Here is a 25340-nt window from a genome sequence, read left to right as displayed (position 1 = left end):
GACCTCCTTTGTGTACAAAAAAGGCCTTTCCCCCGCGGGAGAAAGGCGCTTTGTTTTTTAAGACATCCTCAATGATGCCGCCCAACACCGCCGCCGCGGGTAGAGCCGCCGCCTGCGCGGAAGCCGCCACCCGAGGGGCGCGAGCCGCCGGAAGGACGGCTGCGGCCTACACCGCCACCGCTGCTGAAGCCGCCGCCCGAACGGAACCCGCCGCCCGAGGGACGCGGGCCACCGCCGGGTCTCGGCCCGCCGGGACGAGGACCGCCCGGGCCGGGGCCATAGCCGGGGCCACCGAAGCCGCCGCGGGGCGGGGGAGGAGGCGGTGGCGGACGGCGCGGACGTCGGGACGCACGGCCCATATTGTACCAGAACAGGTTATTGCCTACACTGCCGCCGTATCCGCCGCCACGCGGGGGGCGCGGGCCGCGGGGGCGCAGCGACACCGTGATAATCCAGATAACAAGAATCACGGCAACGATTATGAGAATCCAGCCCATAATGCTTCCACCGCCGCCTTCGGATGTGTTTGCACTGTAGCCGCTGTCCAGCGTTACACCGTAGATGCTGCACAGCCGGTTGGCCAGTGCCTCCACGGTTTTCTGCGTGCCTGTGTCATAATCACCTGTGGCCCAGTACGGTTCCATATACTCATCCAGCAGCGAGCCCAGCGTGCTGATGCTCAACCGGCTTTCCAGCCCGGAGCCGCGCATAATGTAGTAGTCGCCGCCGTCTGCCTCATAGGGGGCCAGCAACAACAATACTCCGTTGTCCTGGTCGGCAGAGCCGAGCCCCCAATCATTAAAGACGTTGTAGGCAAAGCCCTCCATCGTTGTGTTGCCCAGCAGTTCTTCGACCGTGTAGACGCCAATCTGCGCACCGCAGGCGTCCGACAGTTTAGCCGAGACATCGTTGACATATTGTTCCGTTGTGGAGGAAAGAATTTCCGCGTGGTCAGCCACCGCGTTGGAGGTATCCACATCGACCACCGGCGCAGCCAGTGTCGGCAGCGCTGTCAGCACAAGGGCCGCCAGCACCGCACCGGCTGCCGCCGCGCGTTTGGCAAATGTTTTCAGTTTCATAGCTTTTCCTTATTGTTGTGGCTTATTGGGCCGCAAAGCGTTCCGGCGTCTGTGCACCCCACAGCCCGGCAAGCAGGCTGGCGGGGAACTGCGAAACCGTCTTTTCGTAGTCATCCACCGAGAGATTATACTCCGCCGCGGCGCGTTCAATCGTGGCCTGCGCCGAAACAAAGGCATTGTACTGGTCATCCAGCGTGCGCTGGGTGGTGCTGTCCACCTTGTTGTTCAGGGCGGCGTAGAGCGAATCCACCGCGTTGTACAGCTGGCGGTTGGCCTGGTACTGGCTGGCGGGGGTGGCATCTGCCGCGTTCCACGCGGTCAGCGCGTCCTGCGCCGTCTGCAGCGCCCCGGCCGGGGCATTGTCCACGTAACCGGCCTGCTTGATGAGGTTGGCCGCGGCGTCCGCCTGCGTTTCAAAATCGCCCTGTATGCTGTGGCCGTACTTATCGGCTGCGGTGTACACCCTTGCGGTATCCTTGTACACGCCCTTCAGCTTGGCCCCGCCGATGCCGAACACCGACACCAGTGCCAGCGCAACCAGCACAAGGGAGGCCGTACTGCGCTTTTTGGCGGGGGCGGGCAGCTTGGTTTCCACCTCTCCCAGCACCTCAAGCTGCGGGCCGTGGATGGCAAAGGTTTCCTGCTGTTCGAGCTGCATAGCCGTTTACCCGTTGATTTCCAGCATCTTCTGGCGCAGCTCGCCCTCGATGCGGCCCAGCTCCTGCTCGGCGTTGGCGCGCTTGACCTTGCCGTCGGCGCGGATTTTGTTCAGCTCGTCCAGCGTCTCGATGAGTTGCTTGTTCGTCTGCTGCAGCGTCTCGATGTCCACAATACCGCGCTCGGACTCCTTGGCAATCTCAATGGTGCCCTGCTTGAGCGTAGCAGCGTTCTTTTTCAGCAGCTCATTCGTGGCATCGGTCACAGCGCGCTCGGCCTGCATGGCCTGCTGGCTGTGGGCAATGCCGAGGGCCAGCACCATCTGGTTCTTCCACAAAGGGATGGTATTCACGATGGTGGTCTGGATTTTTTCCGCCATCATCGTGTCATTGGACTGAATCAGTCGAATCTGCGGCCCCATCTGGATGGAGACGTTGCGGGTCAGCTCCAGATCGTAGAGCTTTTTCTCAAAGCGGTCGCACAAATCGGCAAGGTCGCGGGCGGCCTGCGCATCCTCGGGCAGCTGGGTGCGCTGGGCTTTCTCCTGCGCAGCCTTCAGGTCATTGGCACGGACCTCGGCCAGCTTTTTCTTGCCCGCCAGGATGTACATCGTCAGCTCCTTGAAGTAGACAAGGTTCAGCTCGTACATCTTATCCAGCATCGTGATGTCCTTCATCAGGGTGACCTGATGATCCTCCAGCTGGGCCTTGATGCGCTCGACGTTCTTGTCGGCGCTGTCGTAGCGGGTCTTGAGCTGTTCGATGCTGTTGGTGGTCTTTTTAAAGAAGCCGAAGATGCCCTTGGGCTGCTCAGCACCGGCGTCAAAGCCCTGCAGCTCAGAAATCAGGCCGGTAATCAGCTCGCCGGTCTCGCCCATATCCTTGGTCTTGACGCGGGAGAGCGCCGTCTCGGAGAAGTCGCTCAGCTTTTTCTGGCTGGCGGCGCCGTACTGCAGCACCATCTGGGAGTTGGTGATGTCGATTTTCTCGGCAAAGTCATTGACCATCTTCTGCTCCTCGGGGGAGAGAGGGGTGTCCTCGACCTGCACAGGGGTTGCCTTCTTGCTTTCCTCAATGACCTTTTCGTCGGCCACGGGGTCCAGCGTCAGGGTGGGGGCAGCAGGCGCTGCGTCCAGCGTCAGGGAAGGGGCGGCGGGTACGTTCAGATTCAGCTCGTTGTTCAGGTCAGCCATAATACATTTCCTTTCTTATTTTGCAAGGTTCTGGCTTTTCAGAATACTGTCCAGCACCTCAATATCGGTGGAAATATCCATTGCCTCGGCGCTGTACAGCGCGTCCAGCTGGTTTTCAAAGGCGGCGGCCGTGGTCTCGGCGTTGCGGCGCAGCTCGGCTTCAATCTGTGCGGCGTTCTCGCCCCGCACGCCGTTCTGCTCCAACGCGGCGTAGGTGCCCATCAGCTTGACAACCTCCGGTAGGTAGTAGCGGGCAAAACGGTCGATGCTGCGCGCCTTATCGGGGGTTTTCTCCACCACGGCGGCAATGCTGCGGCCCGCCTTTTCCATGCGGTCCATTGCGGCGGAGAGCTGCGGGTCGGGGATGGTCTCGTTCAGCTTGTGCAGTGCATCCAGATTGGCGGCAATGCCGGTCAGCATCGTGTCCACATCCTCACTGCCGGTGGCGTAGGCAACCGGCACCCGCACCACGCGGGTGGGGCAGAGCTTTGTGCCTGCAAAGTAGACTGCCACGCTGACCACAGCGGTCAGCACCAGGCCACCCAGCGTGTAGATGGGCACCAGCAGCGCCATAATGGGCCACGCCAGCGCCGCCATATATACCGGCAGCACCGGGCGTTTGGTTTTCTCCTGCCATTTACTCATTGCAGGCACCTCCTTATAGGGTATGCAGCTTTATTATAGAACAAAATCCGTTCACTTGCAACTGCTTCCCCGCAAAATTGGTGTCAAAAATGGTGCCAGCGCCGCGCCCCACGCCTCCTCCAGCCGGGCGAGGGACCACGCGGCGTTGGCAGGGCTGGTGCTTGGCAGCACCGCAGCGGGCAGATGGGTCAGCGGCTCGGCATATTTTGCGTAGATACGCCCGGATGCCGCGCCGTTGCAGAACACCGCCTGCACGCCCAGCTGCCGTATGAGCGCTGCCACATCGTTGGGCACAGCGTTGCGGATGGACGCGTCCGATGCGCCGCGGATATCGCAGGCGCCGATGGTGTCCCACACAGCCAGACCGTGGCGCAGGATGATGGCTTTTTTCGCCTCAATGTCCGCCCAGTCGGGCACAGGCTCCCCGGTCACGGCGGCTATCATCGGCCAGAAGCGGTTCTGCTTGTGGCCGTAGAAAAAACCCTGCTCGCGGCTTTTGGGGCTGGGAAAGCTGCCCAGAATCAGCGCCTTGGCCTGCGCCCCATGCAGCGGCGGCAGACCGGGGCCGACATGGGTGTACTCTGCCATTTAAAACGCCTCCGGCCACAGCTCACGGCAGAGCTCGGCAATGCCGTGGGGCTCGGCGTCAGGGCCGATACGGTCGGCCGCCGCCTTGGCGGCTACACTGCCGCTGCCCATTGCAATGCCCAGCCCGGCGGCCTTCAGCATGGCCGCATCGTTGTCACCATCGCCCACGGCCACGCACTCCGCCGGTTCAAGGCCCGCAAGCCCGGCCAGCTCCAGCAGGCCGGTGCCCTTGTCCACGCCCTTTTGCAGAATATCGCAGCCGTCACTGCCCGGGTAGGAAAAGAGGAAATTCAACCCCAGATAGCCGTATTTTTCTTGAAACTTGTCTGCCATTTCCTGATTCAGGAAACCGAACGCACCGAAGGGCATCTCCTCCAGATGCTTGTCCTGATCCTCGCCGTCCACGATGTTCAGCGCCAGATTTTTCTCCCGCTCGCGGCGGGCAAACTCCTCATAGCCGATGTAGGCATAGTTGGCATCGTGGTAGGTAAAGCGCAGCGGCAGGTCGTAATCCTCAAAAAAGTCCACCAGCGCGTACATTTCCTCGCTTGTCAGCCGATGCAGGGCCAGGTCGCTGCCCTTGTAATCCACCAGCTGGGCACCGCCCGCGCAGACCCAGTAATCAGGCCGGATGCTGCGCAGCAGCCCCTTGCCCACGCCAATGCGCCCGCGACCCGTGGCAATAGCAATTTTGACCCCCGCCTTCTGCACCGCGCAGACGGCCTCGGCGTTTTCCTTTGGCACGCGCTCACAGCTGCCGGGGCGCAGAGTGCCGTCTATATCCAATAAAAGGAGCTTATATTTCATAGAACCGACCTCGTTTCGTTTTGTTCTGTTCTTTTCATTATACCAAAGTCTAACCCTCTACCGCAAGGCATATTCTGCCTTGGGGTGATGTTTGTGCAGCTGGATTTTTCGCGTTCCCGCCCGCGGCGCTGGCGGCGGCTTCTGCCGCTGGCGCTGGCCGCCTTGCTGCTGGCGCTGCCGCGCCTTGCGGCGCTTGTGCCTGCCGCAGTGGTCCTTGCCGACCGCGCCATTGGGGCGCACTATACCGCACGGCTGGACACGCTGCAGCGGGAAAATTTTGCTCTGCACCGGCGTCTTGCCGAATCAGCCGATGCTCTTGCCGAGAACCGCGCCCTGCGCCAGCTGGTAAACAGCGGGCGGACAGTCTCCGGGGCTGTTCCGGCGCGGGTCACAACGCGGCGGGCAGACGGCTTCACGCTGGCATGCCCGGGTGCGGCCACCGGGCAGAGCGTGCTGGACGCAGGCGGGCGGTACGCGGGCAGCGTGACCGCTGTGGAGGGCGATTGCTGCACCGTCACCTTTGCCGCCACCGCCGGGCTGTGCGGTGCGTATGCCGGGCTGGTCACGCCGGGGCAGTGGGTGCTGACCGGCCTGCCCGCCGACTGTGCGCTGGCGGCAGGGGACATCGTGACCACCCCGGGCGGGGACTGGCTGGGCACACTGACCGGGACACCCGCTACAGGTACCGATGGCCTGACCGCCTGCACCACCCTGACCGACACAGCAAATTTGTGGGATACCGTATATTTTGTGAAAAAGTAATTGCTTTTTTGTCGGATTCCGGGTACAATAGCCTGTAGACAGCGTTATTTCGAGGTGATTTCATGGCCAACCGCAAAAACTCTCCCCGCCGCCGCGTCCGCGTGGCCGTACTGGCGGTGCTGTGCGGCGCTGTTTTCGCGGCGTTCTTTGCGCGGCTGGCATGGATGCAGTTCGTCCGCGCCGACTACTACGCGGACAAAGCGGCGCAGGCAAGCTCGGCCAGCTATACCGCCGTCCAGCACGCAGCGCGGGGTGCCATCACCGATGCCAACGGCGTTGTGCTGGCCCGCGACACCACCGTCTATGACCTTTATCTGCGCATCCCGGCCCCGCCGGGCACAGCACTGCGCAAGACCGTAACCACCATACAGGACCTGACAGGCAGCAAGGATGTGGAAACACAGCTTGCTGCCTTTTGTTCTGCCGCCTCGGCGGGGGAGCTGCTGGTGGCCCGCAGCGTGGACAGCGCCCTGCTGACCGGGCTCTACCGTGCCGGGCTGGTGCAGAACGGCGCGGTGCGGCTGGCGGCGCGGGGTGTGCGCAGCTGGCCGGACGGCACCCTGCTGCCCCACGCGCTGGGCTTCACCGGCCCTCTCACCGCAGAGCAGTGGCCTGCCGCCCGGCAGCGCGGCCTGCCGATGGATGCTGTCATCGGCCAAAGCGGGCTGGAAGCCGCCTATGATGACTGGCTGCGCGGCACGGATGGGCGGGTGCTTATCAACACCGGGCTGGATGGCACTGTGCGCCGCACCGTGCAGCAGCGGCAGGCACAGCCTGGCGCCACGCTGGTGCTGACAGTGGACAGCCGCCTGCAAAAATCGCTGCAGGACGCGCTTTTATCGCAGATTCACACCCTGCAGGCCACCAAGGCCGCTGGGGCCGGGCGGGAGTGCTGCGCCGGGGCCGCCGTTGTGGTGGATGTGCGCACCGGCGGAATTTTGGCCGCGGCCAGCGTGCCCGGGTTTGATTTGAACCGCTACCGCACCGACTATGCGGCGCTCTGCGCAGATGCAGCCGCGCCGCTGCTCGACCGGGTCAGCCAGGGGCTGTACGCGCCCGGGTCGGCCTTCAAGCCCGCTGTGGCCGCCGCGGCACTGACCGCCGGTATCGACCCCGCCGCCACCGTGGTCTGTACCGGGCGATACGGCTTTTACAGCGGCTACCAGCCGGGCTGCCTGCAATACGGCCACGGCGGGCCGGTGGATCTGCGCACCGCACTTGAGCACAGCTGCAACATCTTTTTCTATGATGTGGGGCGGCGGCTCGGGGTGGACACTTTTTCCGCTATGGCACAGCAGCTCGGTCTGGCCGCGCCCACCGGCGCGGAGACCGCGGAGGCACAGGGCCGGCTGACATGGTCAGCCGATGAAAACTATCAGGCGGGCCTTACGCTGATGGCCGCCATCGGGCAGGGGAATACCGCCGTAACGCCCCTGCAGCTGGCCGCCTATGCCGCCGCGCTGGCAAACAATGGGCAGCGGCCCGCCCTGCACTATGCCGACCACGCGGTAAACGCCGCCACCGGGGCGGTTGTCTGGCAGTATGCGCCGCACTTCACAGAGATTCCGGGCGGCGAGGGTGTCTTTAGCCCCATCCGCGACGGTATGGTGCGGATGGCCCGGACCACCCGCGTTCTGCGGGAGGCCCCTGTGGTATGCGCGGCCAAAACCGGCAGCCCACAGCTGGCCGACACCCTGCCCGGCGGCGGGCATTACGTCAACTCGGTGCTCATCGGGTATGCCCCCGCCGACGCCCCGCAGATTGCCGCCGCGGTTGTGCTGGAATATGGCGGCGGCGGTGCCAACGCCGCGCCCATCCTGCGGGCAGTGCTGGACGCGGTGTTCTGAAACAGAAACGTTTCCACACCTTCAGATCCGCCGGGCCAAACTTTGTGCATTTTGTCCACATCTGTGCATCAAAAAGTCTACGTTATCGTGATTTTCTTCAAAAAGAGAATGTCATATTTTGACAAAAAGCCAGTTGCAGTTCAGCCTGAAGTGTGTTAAAATATATCCGAGATAGGGTATCACAACTGCGGAAGGGGAGCCGACATGAACGCACAGTGTATCATGGTCTGCTCCGGCAAGGGCGGCACCGGCAAAAGTACGGTTTCGGTGCTGCTGGGCGCCTGTCTGGCACGCCTGGGCCGCAAGGTTCTGCTGGTGGAGCTGGATTCCGGGCTGCGCAGTGTGGATATTATCGCAGGTGTCTATGGCCGCACCGTGTACGATATTGAGGATGTCCTCTGCGGCCGGTGCGAGGGTGCCAAGGCCGTTGTGCCCAGCCCGCTTTACCCGGGCCTTTCGGTCATCAGCGCCCCCTATGAGGGCGGTGCGGTGGAGGCAGCGCCTCTGGGGCGGTTGCTTGTCGCCATGCGCCCCTATTTTGATTATGTGATTCTGGACACCGCCGCCGGGATGGGCGCGCCGTTTACAGCGGCTGCCACCGTGGCGGACAAGGCCTTGCTGGTGCTGACGCCCGACCCGGTGGCCCTGCGGGACGGCAAGATTGTGGCGGACCGCCTGCTGGCAGGCAGCCGCCCGCAAAGCGCCGTGCGTCTGGTTATGAACCGCGTCCGGCGGGAGAGCTTTGGCAAAAACGCCGCCGTGGCGGATTTGGACGAGTGCATTGACACCGTGGGTGCGCAGCTGCTGGCGGTCATTCCCGAAAGCCGTGTGCTGCAGCTGGCCGGTGCCAACGGCACCGTACCGCCCGCCGGGGACCCTGCCGTGACGGCCGGGCAGGCGATGGCCAAGCGGCTGTGCGGGCAGCGTGTCCCGCTGACTTTTTGATTTGTAATTCTGCTGCGAAGGATGGTGGCATTTATAATGACGATTGCATTGATAGCCCATGACTCCAAAAAGGAGCTGATGGTGCAGTTTTGTATGGCCTACCGCCATATTCTGGAGCAGCACCGTCTGCTTGCAACCGGCACGACCGGCCGTCTGGTGGAGGAAAACGCCGGGCTGAAGGTCACAAAGTTCCTGCCCGGCGGCCACGGCGGCGCAGAGCAGATTGTGGCACGCATCGCCTGTGAGGAAGTGGATATGCTGCTTTTCTTCCGCGACCCCATCAGCGCCAAGCCCAGCGAGCCGAACGAAATGAATCTGCTGCGCATCTGCGATGTGCACAACGTGCCGGTTGCCACCAACATTGCCACCGCCGAGGTCCTGATTCACGGCCTCGAGCACGGCGACCTCGATTGGCGCACCATCATCAACCCGCAGCGGTAACGGTTGACATTTCCGCCCGGGTGCACTATACTAACAATAGAAAAGGCGCTGCGACAAGCGGTTAGCCCAGTTTCTATGAAGTAATTAGGAAAGCCCTAATAACCGTCACCTGCCGGGGTGGCGGTTATTGCTTTTCACTGCTAAACTCAGCGTAACGGTCTTGTGACCGATATGGAAAGTCAATGTAAAACGCATTGCCTCACCCCCTTTCGGGAAGTGTGGCTAACCGCCTGCCGTTGTTTGCAGCGCCTTGCCGCCATAAGGCAGCATATCCAATATATGCATATTCCGACACATCGTGCAAGTTATGTTTTGCGTGATGTGTCTTTTTTATTTAAAATAGTAATTTCTGTGTAGTCAGGGCTTTGCGTTATTGCGGCCAATCCGGGCTTTGGGTGGTGGTCTGGTCGGGGTGCATCCAGAGGACGGCATAGTGATTCTGCGCGGCCAGTGCCTGCCCGGTCTGCTCCGGCAGGCAGAACAGCCCGGTGGAGAGGGCATCGGCCAGACCGCCGGTGTCGGCATGGGCCAGCACGGCCACGCTGCTGGCGTAGCGGGCGGGCCAGCCGGTTGTCAGGTCAATCAGGTGCGCGTACCGCACGCCGTTATACTCAAAATAGCGCTGGTAGTCGCCGCTGATGACAAGGCTGTCACCATCGGCCAGTTCCACCGCCTGCAAATAAGCCGGGTCATCGCCCCACGGGTTTTCCACACCCGCGGTCCACGCCTGCTTGCCGGGCTTTGTACCGATAGCGCGGACATTGCCGCCGATGTTCAGCAGCGCGCTGGTCAGCCCGCGGGCCTGCGCGGCCTGCGCGGTCTGCTCCACGGCGTAGCCCTTGCCCACCGCGCCGACATCCAGCGTCATGACCGGGTCTGCAAAGTAGACGGTCTGGGTGGCATCGTCCAGCACCAGATTTTCTATGTCAATGTGTGCCAGCGCCGCAGCAATGGCGTCTGCATCGGGCGGGGCAGGGGAGTCGCTCTCGCGGGCATCGTGCCACAGCCGCAGCACCGCGCCCGCGGCAATGTTCGTGGCACCGTCCGTGGCCGGGTAGGCAGTGTCCTTGCACCAACGCAAAAACGCGTACAGTTCCGCGTCAACCTGTACCGGCGCGGTGGCCGCACCGGCGTTCACATCATACAGGTTCACAACACCGTCATAATGATTATAAATATCAAACAGTTCGTTATAGCGTGACAAATCCTCCCGCATGGCGGTGGCCTGCGCGTTCCAGTCAGCCTCGCTGGCGGCGTAGCCCTGCACCATTGCCACGGTGTCAAACAGGTCAAACCAAGTGGCACTGTACAATTTTTGCTGCTTTTGGCAGGCAGTCAAGGGCAGGCAAAGCAGCACGGCCAGCAGCAGGGCGGCGGCGCGGCGCTTCACGCCTTATCCCCCTGCACGGTTTCGTGCTCGGTGTTCAACTCCAGCAGCAGCTGGGCCAGCGTCCAGCCCTTGCTGGTGGGCGTGACCATACTGCGCACCGGGATGGACGCCCCGCCCGCCCTTATCATATCCACAAAGCCGCCCAGCTCGCCGGTATCGTGGCGCAGACCACTGATGATGATAGCCGGGCGGTCAGGCACGGCTATCAATGGGGCGAACGCCGGGGCGGGGCGGCCCGCGCAGAGCTCGCCGACAATGCCGCCCAAATCGCCATCGGCCACCGGACGCAGCTTCACATCATACTGTCTGGCCGCACGCGCAATGGCGGCGTAGTTGGGGTAGCTTTCGTCAATGCGCCACAGCAGGGCGCACCGGGGTTCACGGATGATTCTGGCTTTCATGATAGATTTCTACCTCGTAGGGGCCGGGTATGCCCGGCCCTCAGCATAACGGGAACAGGTCATTTGCCCTGCCACTTTAAAAAGGCATCGCCCAGAATGAAAGGCGATGCCTTGATGGTAAATTACAGGTCGGGGTGGTACTCCTTGCAGGTGCACTTCTTCCACTTCAGACCGCTGCCGCAGGGGCAGGGGTCATTGCGGCCAATCTTGGTCACGCGGACAGGGGCAGCGCCCTTGGCACCAGCCTCGCTGGGGGCACCCTCGCCGGTGGGCTTGGCAATCTGCTCACGCTTGGGCTCGGCGTTCTGCTGGCGGATTTCAATGGTCAGCAGCATATGGACGGCGTCCTCGCGGATGGAGGCAATCATCTCATCGAACATAGCAAAGCCTTCGATGCGGTACTCCACCACAGGGTCATGCTGGCCGTAGCCGCGCAGGCCCATGCCCTGCTTGAGCTGGTCCATATTGTCAATGTGCTCCATCCACTTGGAGTCCACATTGCGCAGCAGGCAGATGCGCTCCAGCTCGCGCATCGTCTTGGCACCGTAGCGCTTCTCCTTTGCGGTCAGGATATCCATGCCGCGCTTGTACAGCTCATCGGCAATGCCCTCCCGGGTCAGGTCGCCCAGCTGCTCGGTGGTGTAATTGAAGTCCGTGGGCAGGCACAGCCAGTTCATAAAGTGGCGGCGCAGGCCCGCAAAATCCCAATCGTCGGCGCTGTCGCCGTTCAGGTAGTTGGTGCAGGCATCGTCGATGGACTGGCGCATCATCTCATGCAGCTTGTCGGAGATATCCTCGCCGTCCAGAACCATCTGGCGCTGCTTGTAGATAATCTCGCGCTGCTGGTTCATGACATCGTCGTACTGCAGCACCTGTTTACGGATAGCAAAGTTCGATGCCTCAAGCTTTTTCTGGGCGCTCTCGATGGTGTTGGTGATGAGCTTGTTCTCGATGGGCACATCCTCGTCCAGGCCCAGAGAGTCCATCAGGCCCTGCACGCGCTCACCGCCGAAGATGCGCATCAAATCATCTTCCAGACTCAGGAAGAAGCGGGAGGCGCCGGGGTCACCCTGACGGCCTGCACGGCCGCGCAGCTGGTTGTCGATACGGCGGCTCTCGTGGCGCTCGGTGCCGATGATGAACAGGCCGCCCGCATTGCGGACCACCTCTGCCTCGCGCTTGACCTCGGGGGTGAACTCCTCGCACAGCTCCTCAAAGCGCTTGCGGGCGTGCAGGATTTCGGCGTCCTCGGTCTCGGCGTGGCCGTCGCACTCGGTCATCAGCATTTCCAGCTTGGCGTCAATACCGGCCTCCGGCGGGGTGGGCAGCTCGGTGCCCGCCGCCTTGGCGCGGGCCTTGGCGTGCTCATACTCGTCCTTCAGCTCGGCCAGGTTGGCGGTCAGCTCCTTGGACAGCTCCTTCTTCAAGGCCGCCTTAGCCATATAGGTCACGTTGCCACCCAGCATAATATCGGTGCCGCGGCCTGCCATATTGGTGGCGATGGTAACCGCGCCCTGCTTGCCGGCCTGCGCAACGATTTCCGCCTCACGCTCATGCTGCTTTGCGTTCAGAACGTTGTGCTCGATGCCCTTCTTCTTCAGCAGCTTGGACAGTGCCTCGCTCTTTTCTACGCTGACCGTGCCGACCAGAACCGGCTGGCCCTTGGCGTGGCACTCGGCCACCTGCTCAATCACGGCGTTGTACTTGCCGTTCACGGTCTTGTACACGCTGTCGGGCAGGTCCTGACGGGCGCGGGGCTTATTGGTGGGGATGCTGACGATGTTCAAGCCGTAAATCTCGCTGAACTCGTCCGCCTCGGTGGAAGCTGTGCCGGTCATACCGGACAGCTTTTTATACATACGGAAGTAGTTCTGGAAGGTAACCGTGGCCAGCGTCTTGCTCTCGGCGGCAACGGTGACGCCCTCCTTCGCCTCAATGGCCTGATGCAGGCCGTCATTGAAACGGCGGCCGTACATCAGACGGCCGGTGAACTCATCAACGATGATGACCTCGCCGTCCTTGACGATGTAGTCGGTGTCGCGGTGCATAACGCCGCGGGCCTTGATGGCACCGTCAATGTAATGGCGCAGGGACATATTATCAGCATCGGCCAGGTTCTCCACATGGAAGAACGCCTCGGCCTTCTTGACGCCGGACTCAGTCAGGGTAGCGGTCTTGCGCTTTTCGTCCACAACGTAATCACCGTCGACCTGTTCCTCGGCCTCGACCTTATCATCCAGCTCGACAATCACGCTCTTTTTCAGCGTCTTGGCAAAATCATCCGCGCGCTTGTACATCACGCTGGAATCCTCGCCCTTGCCGCTGATAATCAGCGGGGTACGGGCCTCATCAATCAGGATGGAGTCCACCTCGTCCACGATGGCAAAGGCGTGGCCGCGCTGCACCATATTGGCCTTGTAGACCACCATGTTGTCGCGCAGATAGTCAAAGCCGAACTCGTTGTTCGTGCCGTAGGTGACATCGGCCTCATAGGCCTTCTTGCGGTCACCGGCCTCCACGCCGTGAACGACCAGACCGACCGTCAGCCCCAGGAAGCGGTAGACCTTGCCCATCCACTCGGAGTCGCGGCGGGCCAGATAATCGTTGACGGTGACAACGTGCACACCCTCGCCGGTCAGGGCGTTCAGGTAGGTGGGCATCGTGGCCACCAGCGTCTTGCCTTCACCGGTCTGCATCTCAGCAATGCAGGCGCGGTGCAGCACAATGCCGCCGATAATCTGCACCGGGTAGGGCTTCATGCCCAGCACACGCCAGTCGGCCTCGCGGCAGACGGCAAAGGCCTCAGGCAGCAGATCATCCAGCGTCTCGCCCTTGGCAAGGCGCTCCTTGAACTCGGTGGTCTTGGCCTGCAGCTGCTCATCCGTCAGCTTGCTCATCTCCGGCTCAAGGGCAAGGACCTTGTCCTTGATCGGGTTGATGCGCTTGAGCTCCTTGTCGGAGAAGGAGCCAAACAGTTTTTCAAAAAAAGACATAACAGTTCCCCTGTATTTTCCGCCGCAGTTTGTAGAGGTGCGGCTATATAGTTTTACACATGATACTATAATACACCCGCACAGGGGTTTGTGTCAAACCTGCGCGGGTGTATTTCATAATATATTTAGTTTTTTTTGCTTCGCGGGCAGGCTGAGCAGCACCAACATCAGGAAAATGCAGCCAAAGCCCAGCGCATCCCAGCGGGTGAAGGGCGAGCCCAGCACCCGCGTGCTGAGAAGCGCGGCCGTAACAGGCTCGACAAAGCTGTACAGGCTTGCCCTCTGCGGGCCGATCAGCGGCACGCCCGACATATACAGGCTGAACGCCAGCACGTTGCCCAGCACCACCACGGTAAAAATGCCGAAAATGCCCATCGGGGTAGGGACATAGTGCATCGACCACGGGCGGAAAATCAGCGCAAACATCGCGCCGCCCATCAAGAACGCCCAGCCCTGCAGCATCGGGGTGGGGTACTGCTCCTGCAGCTTCTTCGGCCAGATGGTGTAGATAGCCACACAGCAGGCGCTGACTATGCCGGAGACAAGCGCCGCCGGGCTGATGGCAAGGCCGGTCAGGCTGCCGTGGGTGGTGATGAGGAAAACACCCACCAGCGCCAGCAGGATGGAGCAGACTTCAAACACCCGCGGCCCGCGCTTTTGCTGGATGCAGACCACCAGCAGGATAATAACAGGGGAGAGGTCCTGCAGAATTGTGCCCATCCCCGCTGAGGAGAGCTGTATCGTCAAGAAGTAGGTGAACTGGCAGCAGCTGACACCCGCCAGACCATAGACCAGCAGGTCAATGACATTGCGCGGATTCTTTTTGAAATTCCACGGGTCAAAGAGCGTTTTGCGGTCCCTGACAAAAAAGAAGCCACACAGAATCAGCCCTGCCAGAAACAGCCGGATGGGCACCAGCCATGTGGAGTCCATTCCTTCATGGGTGAACAGGTACTGCCCCATGCAGCCCGAAACGCCCCAGCACGCCGCACCGCCCATCGTCAGGCAAGCGCCTTTTACTCTGTCAGACATTTTTGTCGCTTCCCTCCAGAATCAGCCTTGCGGCCCCGCGCAGATTCTCAACCACCGGCGCGCCGGTCCCGCGCAGCTTTTCCGGCGGCTGGTGCCCGCCGGACTGCAGCACGCAGTGCACGCCCAGCGCCCGGGCTACCTCAAAATCGTGGACGGAATCGCCAATCATCACGGCCTTGTCCGGTTCAAAGCCCTCTTCTTTCAAATAGGCAAGGCCCACCTCCACCTTGCTCTTGGCGTAGATGTCGCCAAGGCCCAGCAGGCGGTCAAAATAGCCCAGGATGCCGCGCTCGGCCACCTGATTGTGCAAGGTGTCCAGCTTGCTGGCGGACAGAATCACCTGCCGCAGCCCCGCCGTGCGGAACATCTCCAGCGTCTCAACGGCGTCTGGCATCAGCGGGCAAGCCGCGCTGGCGGGGACATAGTCCTGCATATATTTTTCTGCCAGCTCGGCATAGCTGTTTTTGGAGAAATCGAACCCGGCGCGGATGTAATATTCCTCAATCGGGAAACCAAAAATCGCCCGGTACTGATTTCGGTCATACCGCTGCGGGTAGCCGTAGCTCTGCAAAAGACGGTTGAGCGCGTCCACGCAGAGCTCGACATCATCGAGCAGGGTACCGTTCCAATCCCACAAAATCAGTTCCGGGCGCATAGAGGTTACCTCGTTATTCTTCTGTAAAAATTTTATGCAGACTGTCGTTGCTCTCAATCAGCTTGACGAGGGCCACGCCCAGAACCGTGCAGCTGATGATTTCGCCGATGCCGACCGTGACCGCGTTGAACGCGGCAAGGGCCGCCGTGGGCGCACCGTCCGAGAAGAAGAAGGTAATCTCGAACGCGCCGACAATAATCATATTAAAGACAACAGGCGGCAGGGACGCCGGAATGGCCAGCCCCTTGATGCGCACATTGCGCAGCTTGTAGGTCACAAGGCAGGCCATCAGCGTGGCCAGCGTGCCAAAGACTACGTCAATGGCGGTGGAGCCAATCAGGTTGGCCAGAAAGCACCCCAGCGTGACGCCGACAATGTACTCCGCGCCAAAGACCGGCAGCAGGCAGAGGGCCTCGGCCACACGGACCTGCACCGCACCATAGCTGAAGGGGGCCAGCACCAGACAGACCACAACGTAGACAGCCGCAATGACAGCACAGCGCACAAGGCGGCGAACGGACAGTTTTTTCTGATTCATACAATACTCCGGCGGATAGATTTTGACCGCACGCAAGACCGCCAGCCTTGCGGGGTTTGCACCACCCCGTGGGGCGGTGGAGCCTAAAATCCTAAGTTGCTCAACAAACCTAAATTATAACAAAACCCGCAGGCCGTTGCAAGGCCTGCGGGAAAAATTGTAGAATATTTTGTTTACGGCAGCTCCGGGGCGTAGGCCTCCAGCGTGCGGGGCTTGCCCTCATAGACGATGGCAATGCCGTCGGGGCCGGTGTTGGCGCTGACAACACCGCCCAGCTGGAACACAATCAGCGGCGGATGGCCAAAGGCCTTCCTGCACAGCTTGACCAGCTCATCGCGCTTGGCGGTGCTGGAGGTGTAGGCCACCATATAGGGGGTGTCCTTCATGGAATCCACGCGGCTCTCCACCCACTTAATCATAGCGGCGGGCACGGCAGCGTCACCGCGAACCTTGGCCTCCACCTTGGAAATGCCCGCGTTCAGGCTGATGATGGGGCGGATGCCCAGCAAATCGCCCACCACCGCAGCGGCGGCACTGACGCGGCCGGACTTCTTCATCTGCTTCAGGCTGTAGGCGGCCAGGCAGATTTCCACGCAGTCCAGCTTCTGCTTCAGCTCGGCCACGCAGGCGGCCAGCTCGCCGCCATTGCGCACCTTGCGGGCACACTCACAGAAATACCAGCCGTAGGGCATGGAGTAGGTGTGGCTGTCGATGACCCGAATCTTCATCGTGTAGCCGGGGCGCTCCTCCTCCAGCAGCTCCATCGCCTTGATGGCGTTGTTGTAGGTGCTGGAGCCGCCTGCGTTGATGCTCAGGTACACCAGGTCGGTGTAGCCCTCGTCCACATAGCGGGCGTAAATATCGCAGAACTGCAGCTGGGTGATGGCGGCGGTGGTGGGCACACCCTGCGCGTCGCGCATCATCTGGTAGAACTGGTCATTGGTAAAGTCCTTGCGCTCCATGTATTCGACACCGTCAAGGTTGATGGGGAAGCCCACAACCTCGATGCCGTATTTATCCGCAAGCTCCTGCGGAATATCGGAACAGGAATCCGTCAGAAAACCAATCTTGCTCATTTTACATCCTCACTCCATTCGTAACGGGTCAGCTGCCCGTGGGTCTCCAAATCGGCAAAGTCCCATTGGCGCAGGGCCTCATACACGCCCACCGCCACTGCATTGGACAGGTTCAGGCAGCGCTCGCCCTTGCGCATCGGCATACGCACGCAGTCCGCCTCATGGGCGGCCAGCAGTTCCTCCGGCAGGCCGGCGTCCTCCCGCCCAAAGACGAGATATGCACCGTCCGGGTAGCTTACGTCCACATGACGGCGCGGGCCCTTGGACGTAAAGTAGAAAAACGGACCCTTGTTTCTGGCAAAAAAGTCCGCCATATCCTGATAATATGTTATATCAAGCTGGTGCCAGTAGTCAAGCCCGGCACGCTTTAATTTTTTGTCATCCACGGTAAAGCCCATCGGCCCCACCATGTGTAGCCGCGCGCCCGTCACCGCGCAGGTCCGTGCAATGTTGCCGGAGTTCTGCGGGATCTGCGGCTCGACCAGTACAATGTTTAAGGTTGGCATAAATTTACAGTCCTGTTGTCAGATTTTGTATGCTTCACTCTTGGCGCAGCTTCGGCAGGGCGTTTTCCAGCCAGACGCCCAGGCGCTCATCCGCGCCCTCGGGGGTCTGGCGGATGCACTCGGCCACAAAGGCAGCAGCCGCCTGCACCGCCGCCTGGGGCACGTTTCCCTGCAGGATGCGCCCCACCAGCACCGCGGCAAAAATATCGCCGGTGCCGTGGAACATCCGCGGCTGCAGCGGTGCCTTAACGGCATAGCCCTCGCCGCCGCGGGCCGCACCCACGCAGCCTATGTACCGCCCGCCGCCAAGGCCGGTCACGCCGGTCACAACCACCTGCGGTGCAATGCGGGTCAGCCGGGCGGCCTGCGCCGCAGCCTGCTCGGCACTGCCCACGCCGGGCAGGGGGTCGCCCAGCAGCAGCGCGGCCTCGGTCACGTTGGGCACAATCAGGTCGGCCTTGCTGCACAGACTGTACATAGCCGGAACCATATCCGAGCCCAGCCCACTGTAGAGCCGCCCGCCGTCACCCAGCACCGGGTCCACCACCTTGAGGGCGTGGGGCCACAGCGCAAAGGCCTGCTCCACCAGCTTTGCCTGCGCCGCATCCGCCAGATAGCCGGAATAGATGCAGTCAAACCTGATGCCCAGACGGTGGTACTGCGCCAGCGCAGCAGGGCCGTAGCGGGGGTCGGCCAGCTTGGCCGGGGTGCCCAGCCCGCCGGTATGGGTGGAGAGCACCGCCGTGGGCAGCGCCACAGCCTGCACGCCCAATGTCGAGAGCACCGGCACGATGACAGACAGCGCCGCCCGGCCAAAGCCCGGCAGATCATGAATGGCTAATACGGTTTTCGGCGCGTTGGTCACAGCCCAGCCTCCTTACTTTTTGATTGCTCATTGATTCTACCATAAAACAGCCCGCAAAAAAAGCCGTATTCGGGCGATTGCCCCGATTTGTTTGGTTTTTGGGCAAAGATAACAAAAAATGCCATGTGCTGACCCGCAAAATCCCGGAAGTTTCCAGCCCGCTGCGGAGCAGCAGCTTTTCCGGCTTGTGGTTCAGCGTGCGCAGCTGCCGGCCGGCACCATCCTGCGTATAGAAATCCGCCTTGTTGCGGCGCATACTCTATTTTCATGCTGCCGCTTCATTTTCAGATGTTGTGTATCCCTTTTTATTACATTACAACACGCCTGCAGAAGGGTGCGCAACAAAAAAGCTGCGAAAAAGTCGCACTTTTTCGCAGCTTGTGTGAATATTTTTTTCGGCAATCCGGCCTTACAGCACCCGCACGCGGATGGCGGACTCAATGGCGCGCAGCTGGACGGCCAGGTCATCTGTCACGTTGCCGGTGACGTCCAGCATGGTGTAGGCAACGTCCTTTTTGCTCTTGTTCACCATGTTCTCAATGTTCAGGTGTGCCTCGGTCAGCACGCCGGTGATGGCGGAAATCGCGCCCGGCGTATTTTTGTGAATCATGCAGATACGGCGACCGCCGACACGGGGCTGGCTGACATCCGGCAGGTTGACGCTGTGGATGATGTTGCCGTTTTTCAGGTAGTCACTCAGCTCGGCGGCAGCCATCACGGCGCAGTTTGTCTCGCTCTCCGGCGTGCTGGCACCCAAGTGCGGCGTGCAGCAGACGCCCTTGACGCCGAGCAGCTCCTCGGTGGGGAAATCGCAGAAATACTGTGCCACCTTGCCGCTGTTCAGCGCATCCAGCAGGGCGGCATTGTCCACCAGCTCACCGCGGGCAAAGTTCAGCACGCGGACACCATCCTTGCACATGGCCAGCGTCTGGCCGTTGATGGTATGGCGGGTCGTGGGCAGGTAGGGGACATGGATGGTCAGGTAGTCGCAGCGCGGCAGCATATCGCCCAGCGTGACACAGTGCTGCACACTGCGGGAGAGGCTCCACGCGGCGTCAATCGAGATGTAGGGGTCATAGCCCAGCACCTCCATGCCCAGTGCCACGGCGGCGTTGGCCACGCGAGCACCGATAGCGCCCAGACCGATGACACCCAGCGTCTTGCCGCGCAGCTCGGGGCCGACAAAGGCCTTCTTACCCTTTTCCACGTCCTTGGCAATCGTGTCGCGGCCCTTCAGGGTCTGCGCCCAGTTCACGGCGTCCACCAGATTGCGGCTGCCCGCCACCAGCGCGCCGATGACGAGCTCCGCCACCGCGTTGGCGTTCGCGCCCGGCGTGTTAAAGACAACAACGCCCTTGGCCGTGCAATCCTCGACCGGAATGTTGTTGGTGCCCGCGCCCGCACGGGCAATGGCCAACAGGCTGTCCGGCAGCGGGGCCTCGTGCATATCCGCACTGCGCACCAGAATACCCTGGGGAGCCGCGGCCTCGTTGTCAATTTCAAACTGGTTGGCAGGCAGCTTGGCCAGACCCACCGGCGAGATAGCGTTCAACGTCTTGATTGTGTACATATAGAATTCCCCCTCTTATGCGTGTGCCTTGCGGAACTTCTCCATGAAGTCGACCAGCTTGTCAATGCCCTCCGGCGGCATAGCGTTGTAGATGGAAGCGCGCATACCGCCGACCAGGCGGTGGCCCTTCAGGTTCACAAAGCCCGCCTCGGTGGCGGCGGCGCAGAACGCCTTGTCGGTGTCGGCGTCGGGGCTGGTGAAGGTGACATTCATCATGCTGCGGTACGGTTTCTCCACCGGGTTCTTGTAGAAGTCCTGCCCGTCCAGATAGTCATACAGCACTTTGGCCTTAGCGGCGTTGATTTTCTGCATATTTTCAAGCCCGCCGACCTCGTTCTCGAGGTAGTTCATCACGAGGCCGGTCATATAGATGCACCAGCACGGCGGCGTGTTGTACATGCTGTCGGCGTTCAGCAGGGTGGTGTAGTTCATCATTGTGGGGATTTTGTCCGGCGTCAGGCCCTTGGCGGCGTTGCCCAGCAAATCTTCGCGCACAATGGCAACCGCCATGCCCGCGGGGGCAATGTTCTTCTGCACGCCAAAGTAGATAACGCCGTACTTGCTGACGTCCACCGGCTCCGAGCAGATCATCGAGCTCATATCCGCAATCAGGGGCACGCCGTCCACCTGCGGCACATCGTCATATTTTGTGCCAAAAATCGTGTTGTTCTGGCAGATATGAATGTAGCTGGCGTTCGGGTCATAGTCGATGCCCTTCACATCCGGGATGTAGGTGAAGTTTTTGTCCTTGCTGCTGGCAGCAATGCGGGCCGTGCCGAATTTGGCCGCCTCCTCGGCGGCCTTCTTGCTGAAGTTGCCGGTCACAAGATAATCCGCCGTGCCGGTGGTCATAAAGTTCAGCGGCACCATCGCAAACTGCTGGGTCGCGCCGCCCTGGAAAAAGCCCACCTTATAATTATCCGGGATGTTCAGCACCCGGCGCATGGCGGCCTCGGTGTTGTTGATAATTTCATCAAACCATTTACTGCGGTGGCTCATCTCCATCACACTCATGCCGGAGCCGTGGTAGTCCAGCAGCTCTGCCTGTGCGGTTTTCAGAACAGTCTCCGGCAGCATCGAAGGGCCGGCGCTGAAATTGTAAACTCTAGCCATCTTTATTTCCTCCAGTAAATCGAAATGCGATCCGCCCGCGGCGCATCGCATCTGCCGCGCCGCTGCGGTATGCCCTTATTATAGGCCATTTTTCTTTTGCCGGGCAAGCGGGCAAATTTACGAAAAACGCCCCGATTCCGGGAAGTGTTTCTGCAATGTGGCAAAATGTTTTCTCTGTAGGGACATTATGTGCCACATTTGTAAAAGATATTTGGAGTTTTTGCCAGTAGTGCGCCTTGAAATTTGTGCAATATTTTATCTTGCTTTTCAATCTACCACAAGTGTAAAATATATACAGTGTTAATTGCCACGTTTGTAAAATATAGTTACTCACCATCCCACTACAGCGCGGAGCGGGAAACTCAACGCCCCGCACCCCTCTCTCTAACCACACCATTATAAAAAAGGAGCCTCTCATGGAACAGCTTTCCCGCAGTGAAGAACAGGTTATGGCCGCGCTCTGGGCCTGCAACCGCGCCGCAACACGGCGCGAGATTGCGGCGCATCTGCCGCCGGAGTGCCGCTGGGCCGATTCCACCCTGCTCAACTTCCTGCTTCGCCTTGAAAAAAAGAGCTTTGTCCGCGCCGAAAAGCAGGGCAACAAAAACCTGTACACGCCGCTGGTGCGCCGTCTGACCTACTGCGGGGCCGTCAGCCAGGCCCATCTGCAGACGCTCTACGGCGGGGACATCCGCGCCATGGTGCGTGCGTTGGCCGACACCGGCCGCCTGACCTACGCCGACACCGAGCGCCTTCTGCGCTGGCTGACCGAATATCAGGCCGCCAACCCCGAGTATGACTATGAGTGAGCGCTGGGCTCGCCCCGCATCTCCACCATATCCTGCCAGAAACGCTTCTGCACGTGGTTCATCTGGGCCTTTTCGTTGCGGCGCCCCTCAATGGTCAGTGCCTTGAAGAACCGCTTCCACAGCTGCTGCCAGTTCAGCTCCGCCTCGTCTGTGCAGGGGGTATAGTGTTCCATCGCCAGATACTGTACCTGCCCGCCGCGGCGCAGCAGGGCCATACCGTGCACCGCGTCAAAAATCAAAAAGTCCTCATCGGGCAGGCGGCTGCAAAAATGCCCGCGCAGCAGTGGCAACACCCGGTTCTTGGGGTGGATGACCGCGCCCAGCATCCCTTCGCGCTCCTCAAAACGGATGAATTCAATCAGCTTGCCCGCCTCGTTGTTCACAGCGCGCTCCAGCCGGAACGCCGCTGCGGCGTCTGGGTCGCCCAGCATCTGCACCGCCCCGGGGCCGCGTGCAAAGCAGAGCCGCGCAAAACGCAGCAGCGTCAGATCCTTGCCCGGCTCCGTGCTGAGAAAGCCGGTTGTAATGCGGTCTTTCACCTGCCAGCCCAGCCGGTCCAGCCCCGCCGCCACGCGCCGGGCGCGCTGCAAATCGGTCGGGATGTCCCGCGTGCCGAACAGGTTCAGCTGGCCCTCCTCGGGCGGGCAGACCTCCGCGGGGATTTCCTTGCGGGTATAGCTCTCAAACACGCAGCACAAAAAGCCCGCAAAGCTGCCGTCATAGCAGTAGGCCGTGTCGGTCACATTCGCTGTGTAAGACATTGCAGCGCCTCCTGCCGCACCGTTTTTGCCGCCGTGTCCGCCGCCATACCGTTGGCGGCCAACTTCTGCACAGCCGGTGCGGCGTCCGGCATGGCCTTCGGCACAAAGTCATCCAGCGAAAGCTGCTGGATTCCCACGCTGAACGCCTTGGGGTCCAGCAGCGCATTGGCAATCTCGGCGCGGCTGCCGTGTGCCGCCGCCTTGCCCCGGCAGGTGATGAAATACTGGGCCCGCTTGAGCACAACGCCGATGCGTTTCAGCTCGGCCATACCCAGATTCTGCACGCGCCGCGCCTGCAATATGCGCAGGGCGCTCTTGGGCCCGATGCCCGGCACCCGCAGCAATTCCTCCTTGGTGGCCGTGTTGACCTCCACCGGGAAAAAGCCCGGGTGGCGCACGGCCCAGGTGCATTTGGGGTCCAGATAGGGGTCAAAATTTGGCTCCTCATCGGTCAGGAGCTCCCCGGCCGTAAAGCTGTAATACCGCAGCAGCCAGTCGGCCTGGTAAAGGCGGTGCTCCCGCAGCAGGGGCGGGGCCGTGTGCAATGCGGGCAGGCGTGCGTCCGCAACAACCGGCAGATAGGCCGAGTAAAACACGCGCTTGAGCGAGTATTTTTTGTACAGTCCTTCCGTCAGTTCCATAATGTGGCGGTCGGTCTCCGGCGTTGCGCCAATAATCATCTGGGTGCTCTGCCCGGCCGGGGCAAAGGGCTTTGCCCCGCGGTAGAGCACCATCTCGCGCCGGCTTTGGGCGCTTTGCACCGCTATCTGGCCCATCGGGCGCAGGATGGCAGTCTTTTTCTTGTCCGGGGCCAGCGTCGTCAGGCTTGTCTCGCTGGGAAGCTCGATGTTGACCGAAAGCCGGTCAGCCAGCCGCCCGATCTTCTCCACCAGAAGCGGATCCGCGCCGGGGATGGTCTTGGCGTGGATGTAGCCGTTGAAGTGGTACTCCTCCCGCAGGATGCGCAGTGCCTCGATCATCAGCTCCATCGTGCGGTCGGGCGTGCCCAGCACCGCGCTGGACAGAAAAAGCCCTTCAATGTAGTTGCGCCGGTAGAAGCCGACCGTCAGCTCTGCCAGCTCCCGCGGGGTAAAGCTCGCCCGCGGGCGGTCATTGGAACGGCGGTTGACGCAGTAGCTGCAATCATAGCTGCACACATTGGAGTAGAGCACCTTCAAAAGCGACACACACCGCCCGTCCGGCGTGAAGGCGTGGCAGATGCCCGCCGCCACACTGCTGCCCAGCGCTCCGGGGCGGCCCGGCCGGTTCACGCCGCTGGAGGTACAGGCAACATCATATTTGGCACTGTCTGCCAGTATTTCCAGTTTTTCCATCAAATCCATGCTGCCGCCTCCGAAAAAAGGGTATAAAAAATACAGCCCGCCGCATATCCTTGCTTTGCAAGGCGCGCCGCGGGCAGCATTTTTAAAAAATTTTCAGTTGTGTGGCTGAAAGTCCAAATTATAGGACTTGCCGTGTGCTACAATAGAATTGCAGCAGGAGAAATCACCACTTCGCCTTGGTCTCCACAACCTTACCGGCAATATACAGGTGGTCAAGCTCCTCGCCCTTGATGACCAGCTCCTCATAGGCAGGGTTGAAGGGGTGCAGGATAACCGAGTTGCCGCGTTGGATGTATTTCTTCAGGGTGCCCTCGCCGTCAGCGCCGTAGACCAGCACACCAAGGTCACCGTTGTCCAGTGTGTTCTGGCGGTGGACGAGCGCCAGATCGCCGTCAGAGATGCGCGGCTCCATGCTGTCGCCCTTTACCACCAGAAAGAAGTAATTCTCCGGGTCCTTGACGCAGGCGTACTCCTTGCCGTAGTCCTCCTCAAAGGCCAGCGCACCATAACCGGCGCGCACCGTGCCCACCACAGGAATCTGGGACTCGGTATAGCGGCTGAAGGCGTTGCGGCCCACCGCAGCGGTGGAGCCCGGCTCCTGACGCAGGCCCAGCAGCACATCCGCGGGCGTCTCCAGAATCTCTGCCAGACGCGCTACCGTCTGCGGGTCAGGGGTGGAGCGCCCGGTTTCCCACTTGCCGACAGCCTGCTGGGTGACGCCCAGCATTTTGGAAACCTCTGCCTGACTGTATCGTTTGGCCTTGCGGGCCGCTTTCAAGCGCTCTGCAAACATCTGGAAAACTCCTTTATAAAAAGTAGGACAATGCCTGTCTCACCGGCAAATCTATTTCGTTAGTCTCATTATACAACCGTCCGTGGTTTTTGTAAAGAGTCTTTTGCAAATTATTTCAAAAATAAGTTGTAAATTTATCTTGACAACAACCATCAGATGTATTATAGTAAATACAACGAACGAGGTTGTAACATTCGTTGTTAAATTGCGGCAGCCGGGCGTCTGCGGCGTCGGCTCATTGGAGGTAACGGTATGAACTGGGAACTTATCAAGCACAAAATTTGCAGGCTTCTGGCAACAACCGCCATCCTTCTGGGCGGCACGATGCTGAGCGCGGCGGCCAGCGGCACAATGCCCCTGTGGGCCGCAGTTGTGGGCCTTTGTGCGGCCGTTGTGCTGCTCAATGCGGTCTGCGGCATCCTGTTGGAGGCCCCCGCCGCGCAGGAGGCCGCGCCCCGCAAGCGTCCCACCGTACAGCTGCGCGTTGTGCGCGGCGGCCACGCTGCCTGATTTTGCCAACCCTATTCCTTGT

At 60.9% G+C, this 25340-nt stretch carries 27 protein-coding genes and 1 riboswitch; of the genes, 6 read left to right on the top strand and 21 right to left on the bottom strand.

Annotated elements, in window-relative coordinates; genetic code table 11:
• Window positions 1-68: 68 nt before the first annotated feature.
• From NE623_RS03585 to NE623_RS03560, 6 genes are read right to left on the bottom strand one after another with little or no spacing between them, the layout of a single operon-like run.
• Window positions 69-1079: a TPM domain-containing protein gene (locus NE623_RS03585; RefSeq protein ID WP_256271633.1), complete on the bottom strand. Its 1011-nt coding sequence runs from the start codon at window positions 1077-1079 to the stop codon at window positions 69-71.
• Between the two features lie 22 nt (window positions 1080-1101).
• Window positions 1102-1737, bottom strand: coding sequence for a LemA family protein (locus tag NE623_RS03580; protein ID WP_256271634.1), 636 nt, complete (start codon window positions 1735-1737; stop codon window positions 1102-1104).
• Window positions 1738-1743: 6 nt separating this feature from the next.
• On the bottom strand, window positions 1744-2928 hold the full coding sequence (locus tag NE623_RS03575) for a toxic anion resistance protein (RefSeq protein ID WP_256271635.1): 1185 nt from the start codon (window positions 2926-2928) through the stop codon (window positions 1744-1746).
• A 15-nt stretch (window positions 2929-2943) separates the two neighbouring features.
• A complete protein-coding gene (locus NE623_RS03570; RefSeq protein WP_256271636.1) occupies window positions 2944-3573 on the bottom strand; it encodes a 5-bromo-4-chloroindolyl phosphate hydrolysis family protein in 630 nt (209 codons plus the stop codon).
• A gap of 51 nt (window positions 3574-3624) precedes the next feature.
• Window positions 3625-4161, bottom strand: a complete 537-nt coding sequence (locus NE623_RS03565; protein WP_256271637.1) for a DNA-deoxyinosine glycosylase — start codon at window positions 4159-4161, stop codon at window positions 3625-3627.
• The gene (locus NE623_RS03560) at window positions 4162-4968 is read right to left on the bottom strand and encodes an HAD-IIB family hydrolase (RefSeq protein WP_256271638.1); all 807 of its coding nucleotides are present in this window, start codon (window positions 4966-4968) and stop codon (window positions 4162-4164) included.
• A gap of 93 nt (window positions 4969-5061) precedes the next feature.
• On the opposite strand from NE623_RS03560, the gene NE623_RS03555 reads away from it, so the two are divergent.
• From NE623_RS03555 to NE623_RS03540, 4 genes are all read left to right on the top strand, one after another.
• Complete coding sequence (locus tag NE623_RS03555; protein WP_256271639.1) at window positions 5062-5730, top strand: hypothetical protein; 669 nt, start codon at window positions 5062-5064, stop codon at window positions 5728-5730.
• A gap of 62 nt (window positions 5731-5792) precedes the next feature.
• Window positions 5793-7577 carry a peptidoglycan D,D-transpeptidase FtsI family protein gene (locus NE623_RS03550; RefSeq protein WP_256271640.1) on the top strand — a complete coding sequence of 595 codons (1785 nt, stop codon included), beginning with the start codon at window positions 5793-5795 and terminating at the stop codon, window positions 7575-7577.
• 204 nt (window positions 7578-7781) lie between these two features.
• A complete protein-coding gene (locus NE623_RS03545) occupies window positions 7782-8522 on the top strand; it encodes an AAA family ATPase (protein WP_256271641.1) in 741 nt (246 codons plus the stop codon).
• 36 nt (window positions 8523-8558) lie between these two features.
• A complete protein-coding gene (locus tag NE623_RS03540; RefSeq protein WP_078783131.1) occupies window positions 8559-8963 on the top strand; it encodes a methylglyoxal synthase in 405 nt (134 codons plus the stop codon).
• A gap of 370 nt (window positions 8964-9333) precedes the next feature.
• On the opposite strand, the gene NE623_RS03535 is transcribed toward NE623_RS03540, so the two are convergent.
• The 12 genes from NE623_RS03535 to serC all read right to left on the bottom strand — a co-directional run bounded on the left by NE623_RS03535 (window position 9334) and on the right by serC (window position 21102).
• Entirely contained in the window at window positions 9334-10353 is a 1020-nt protein-coding gene (locus NE623_RS03535; protein ID WP_256271642.1) for an FAD:protein FMN transferase, read from the bottom strand.
• Window positions 10350-10754 (bottom strand): DUF3783 domain-containing protein, encoded by a 405-nt coding sequence (locus NE623_RS03530; RefSeq protein WP_256271643.1) that lies wholly within the window; start codon window positions 10752-10754, stop codon window positions 10350-10352. The genes NE623_RS03535 and NE623_RS03530 overlap by 4 nt, the downstream gene beginning before the upstream one ends.
• Window positions 10755-10876: 122 nt before the next feature.
• Window positions 10877-13747, bottom strand: a complete 2871-nt coding sequence (secA, locus tag NE623_RS03525; protein ID WP_256271644.1) for a preprotein translocase subunit SecA — start codon at window positions 13745-13747, stop codon at window positions 10877-10879.
• A 114-nt stretch (window positions 13748-13861) separates the two neighbouring features.
• A complete protein-coding gene (locus NE623_RS03520; RefSeq protein WP_256271645.1) occupies window positions 13862-14779 on the bottom strand; it encodes a DMT family transporter in 918 nt (305 codons plus the stop codon).
• On the bottom strand, window positions 14772-15434 hold the full coding sequence (locus NE623_RS03515; protein WP_256271646.1) for an HAD family hydrolase: 663 nt from the start codon (window positions 15432-15434) through the stop codon (window positions 14772-14774). Before NE623_RS03515 ends, NE623_RS03520 begins: the two co-directional genes overlap by 8 nt.
• A gap of 13 nt (window positions 15435-15447) precedes the next feature.
• Window positions 15448-15972 carry a QueT transporter family protein gene (locus tag NE623_RS03510; protein WP_256271647.1) on the bottom strand — a complete coding sequence of 175 codons (525 nt, stop codon included), beginning with the start codon at window positions 15970-15972 and terminating at the stop codon, window positions 15448-15450.
• A 6-nt stretch (window positions 15973-15978) separates the two neighbouring features.
• A riboswitch (PreQ1-III riboswitch) is annotated at window positions 15979-16074 on the bottom strand.
• 71 nt (window positions 16075-16145) lie between these two features.
• On the bottom strand, window positions 16146-17048 hold the full coding sequence (locus NE623_RS03505) for a DegV family protein (protein WP_256271648.1): 903 nt from the start codon (window positions 17046-17048) through the stop codon (window positions 16146-16148).
• On the bottom strand, window positions 17045-17554 hold the full coding sequence (locus tag NE623_RS03500) for a tRNA (cytidine(34)-2'-O)-methyltransferase (RefSeq protein ID WP_256271649.1): 510 nt from the start codon (window positions 17552-17554) through the stop codon (window positions 17045-17047). The genes NE623_RS03505 and NE623_RS03500 overlap by 4 nt, the downstream gene beginning before the upstream one ends.
• Before the next feature lie 34 nt (window positions 17555-17588).
• Complete coding sequence (locus NE623_RS03495) at window positions 17589-18419, bottom strand: PfkB family carbohydrate kinase (protein WP_256271650.1); 831 nt, start codon at window positions 18417-18419, stop codon at window positions 17589-17591.
• On the bottom strand, window positions 18382-18675 hold the full coding sequence (locus tag NE623_RS03490; RefSeq protein WP_256271651.1) for a hypothetical protein: 294 nt from the start codon (window positions 18673-18675) through the stop codon (window positions 18382-18384). Before NE623_RS03490 ends, NE623_RS03495 begins: the two co-directional genes overlap by 38 nt.
• A gap of 153 nt (window positions 18676-18828) precedes the next feature.
• Window positions 18829-19989, bottom strand: coding sequence for a phosphoglycerate dehydrogenase (locus tag NE623_RS03485; protein WP_256271652.1), 1161 nt, complete (start codon window positions 19987-19989; stop codon window positions 18829-18831).
• Window positions 19990-20004: 15 nt separating this feature from the next.
• The gene (gene serC / locus NE623_RS03480; protein ID WP_256271653.1) at window positions 20005-21102 is read right to left on the bottom strand and encodes a 3-phosphoserine/phosphohydroxythreonine transaminase; all 1098 of its coding nucleotides are present in this window, start codon (window positions 21100-21102) and stop codon (window positions 20005-20007) included.
• 416 nt (window positions 21103-21518) lie between these two features.
• Here serC and NE623_RS03475 point away from each other — a divergent pair, with 416 nt between their 5' ends.
• On the top strand, window positions 21519-21911 hold the full coding sequence (locus NE623_RS03475; protein ID WP_256271654.1) for a BlaI/MecI/CopY family transcriptional regulator: 393 nt from the start codon (window positions 21519-21521) through the stop codon (window positions 21909-21911).
• On the opposite strand, the gene NE623_RS03470 is transcribed toward NE623_RS03475, so the two are convergent.
• The 3 genes from NE623_RS03470 to NE623_RS03460 all read right to left on the bottom strand — a co-directional run bounded on the left by NE623_RS03470 (window position 21902) and on the right by NE623_RS03460 (window position 24808).
• Entirely contained in the window at window positions 21902-22672 is a 771-nt protein-coding gene (locus NE623_RS03470; protein WP_256271655.1) for a TIGR03915 family putative DNA repair protein, read from the bottom strand. The two genes, NE623_RS03475 and NE623_RS03470, sit on opposite strands and share 10 nt — an antisense overlap.
• Window positions 22651-24015 (bottom strand): putative DNA modification/repair radical SAM protein, encoded by a 1365-nt coding sequence (locus NE623_RS03465; RefSeq protein ID WP_256271656.1) that lies wholly within the window; start codon window positions 24013-24015, stop codon window positions 22651-22653. Before NE623_RS03465 ends, NE623_RS03470 begins: the two co-directional genes overlap by 22 nt.
• 163 nt (window positions 24016-24178) lie before the next feature.
• Entirely contained in the window at window positions 24179-24808 is a 630-nt protein-coding gene (locus tag NE623_RS03460) for a LexA family protein (protein WP_256271657.1), read from the bottom strand.
• 252 nt (window positions 24809-25060) lie between these two features.
• Here NE623_RS03460 and NE623_RS03455 point away from each other — a divergent pair, with 252 nt between their 5' ends.
• Complete coding sequence (locus tag NE623_RS03455) at window positions 25061-25318, top strand: hypothetical protein (protein WP_256271658.1); 258 nt, start codon at window positions 25061-25063, stop codon at window positions 25316-25318.
• Window positions 25319-25340 lie beyond the last annotated feature (22 nt).

It is taken from the genome of Gemmiger formicilis (genome assembly GCF_024462815.1).
Classification (GTDB): domain Bacteria; phylum Bacillota; class Clostridia; order Oscillospirales; family Ruminococcaceae; genus Gemmiger.
This window is presented reverse-complemented; position numbering and strand designations above follow the sequence as displayed.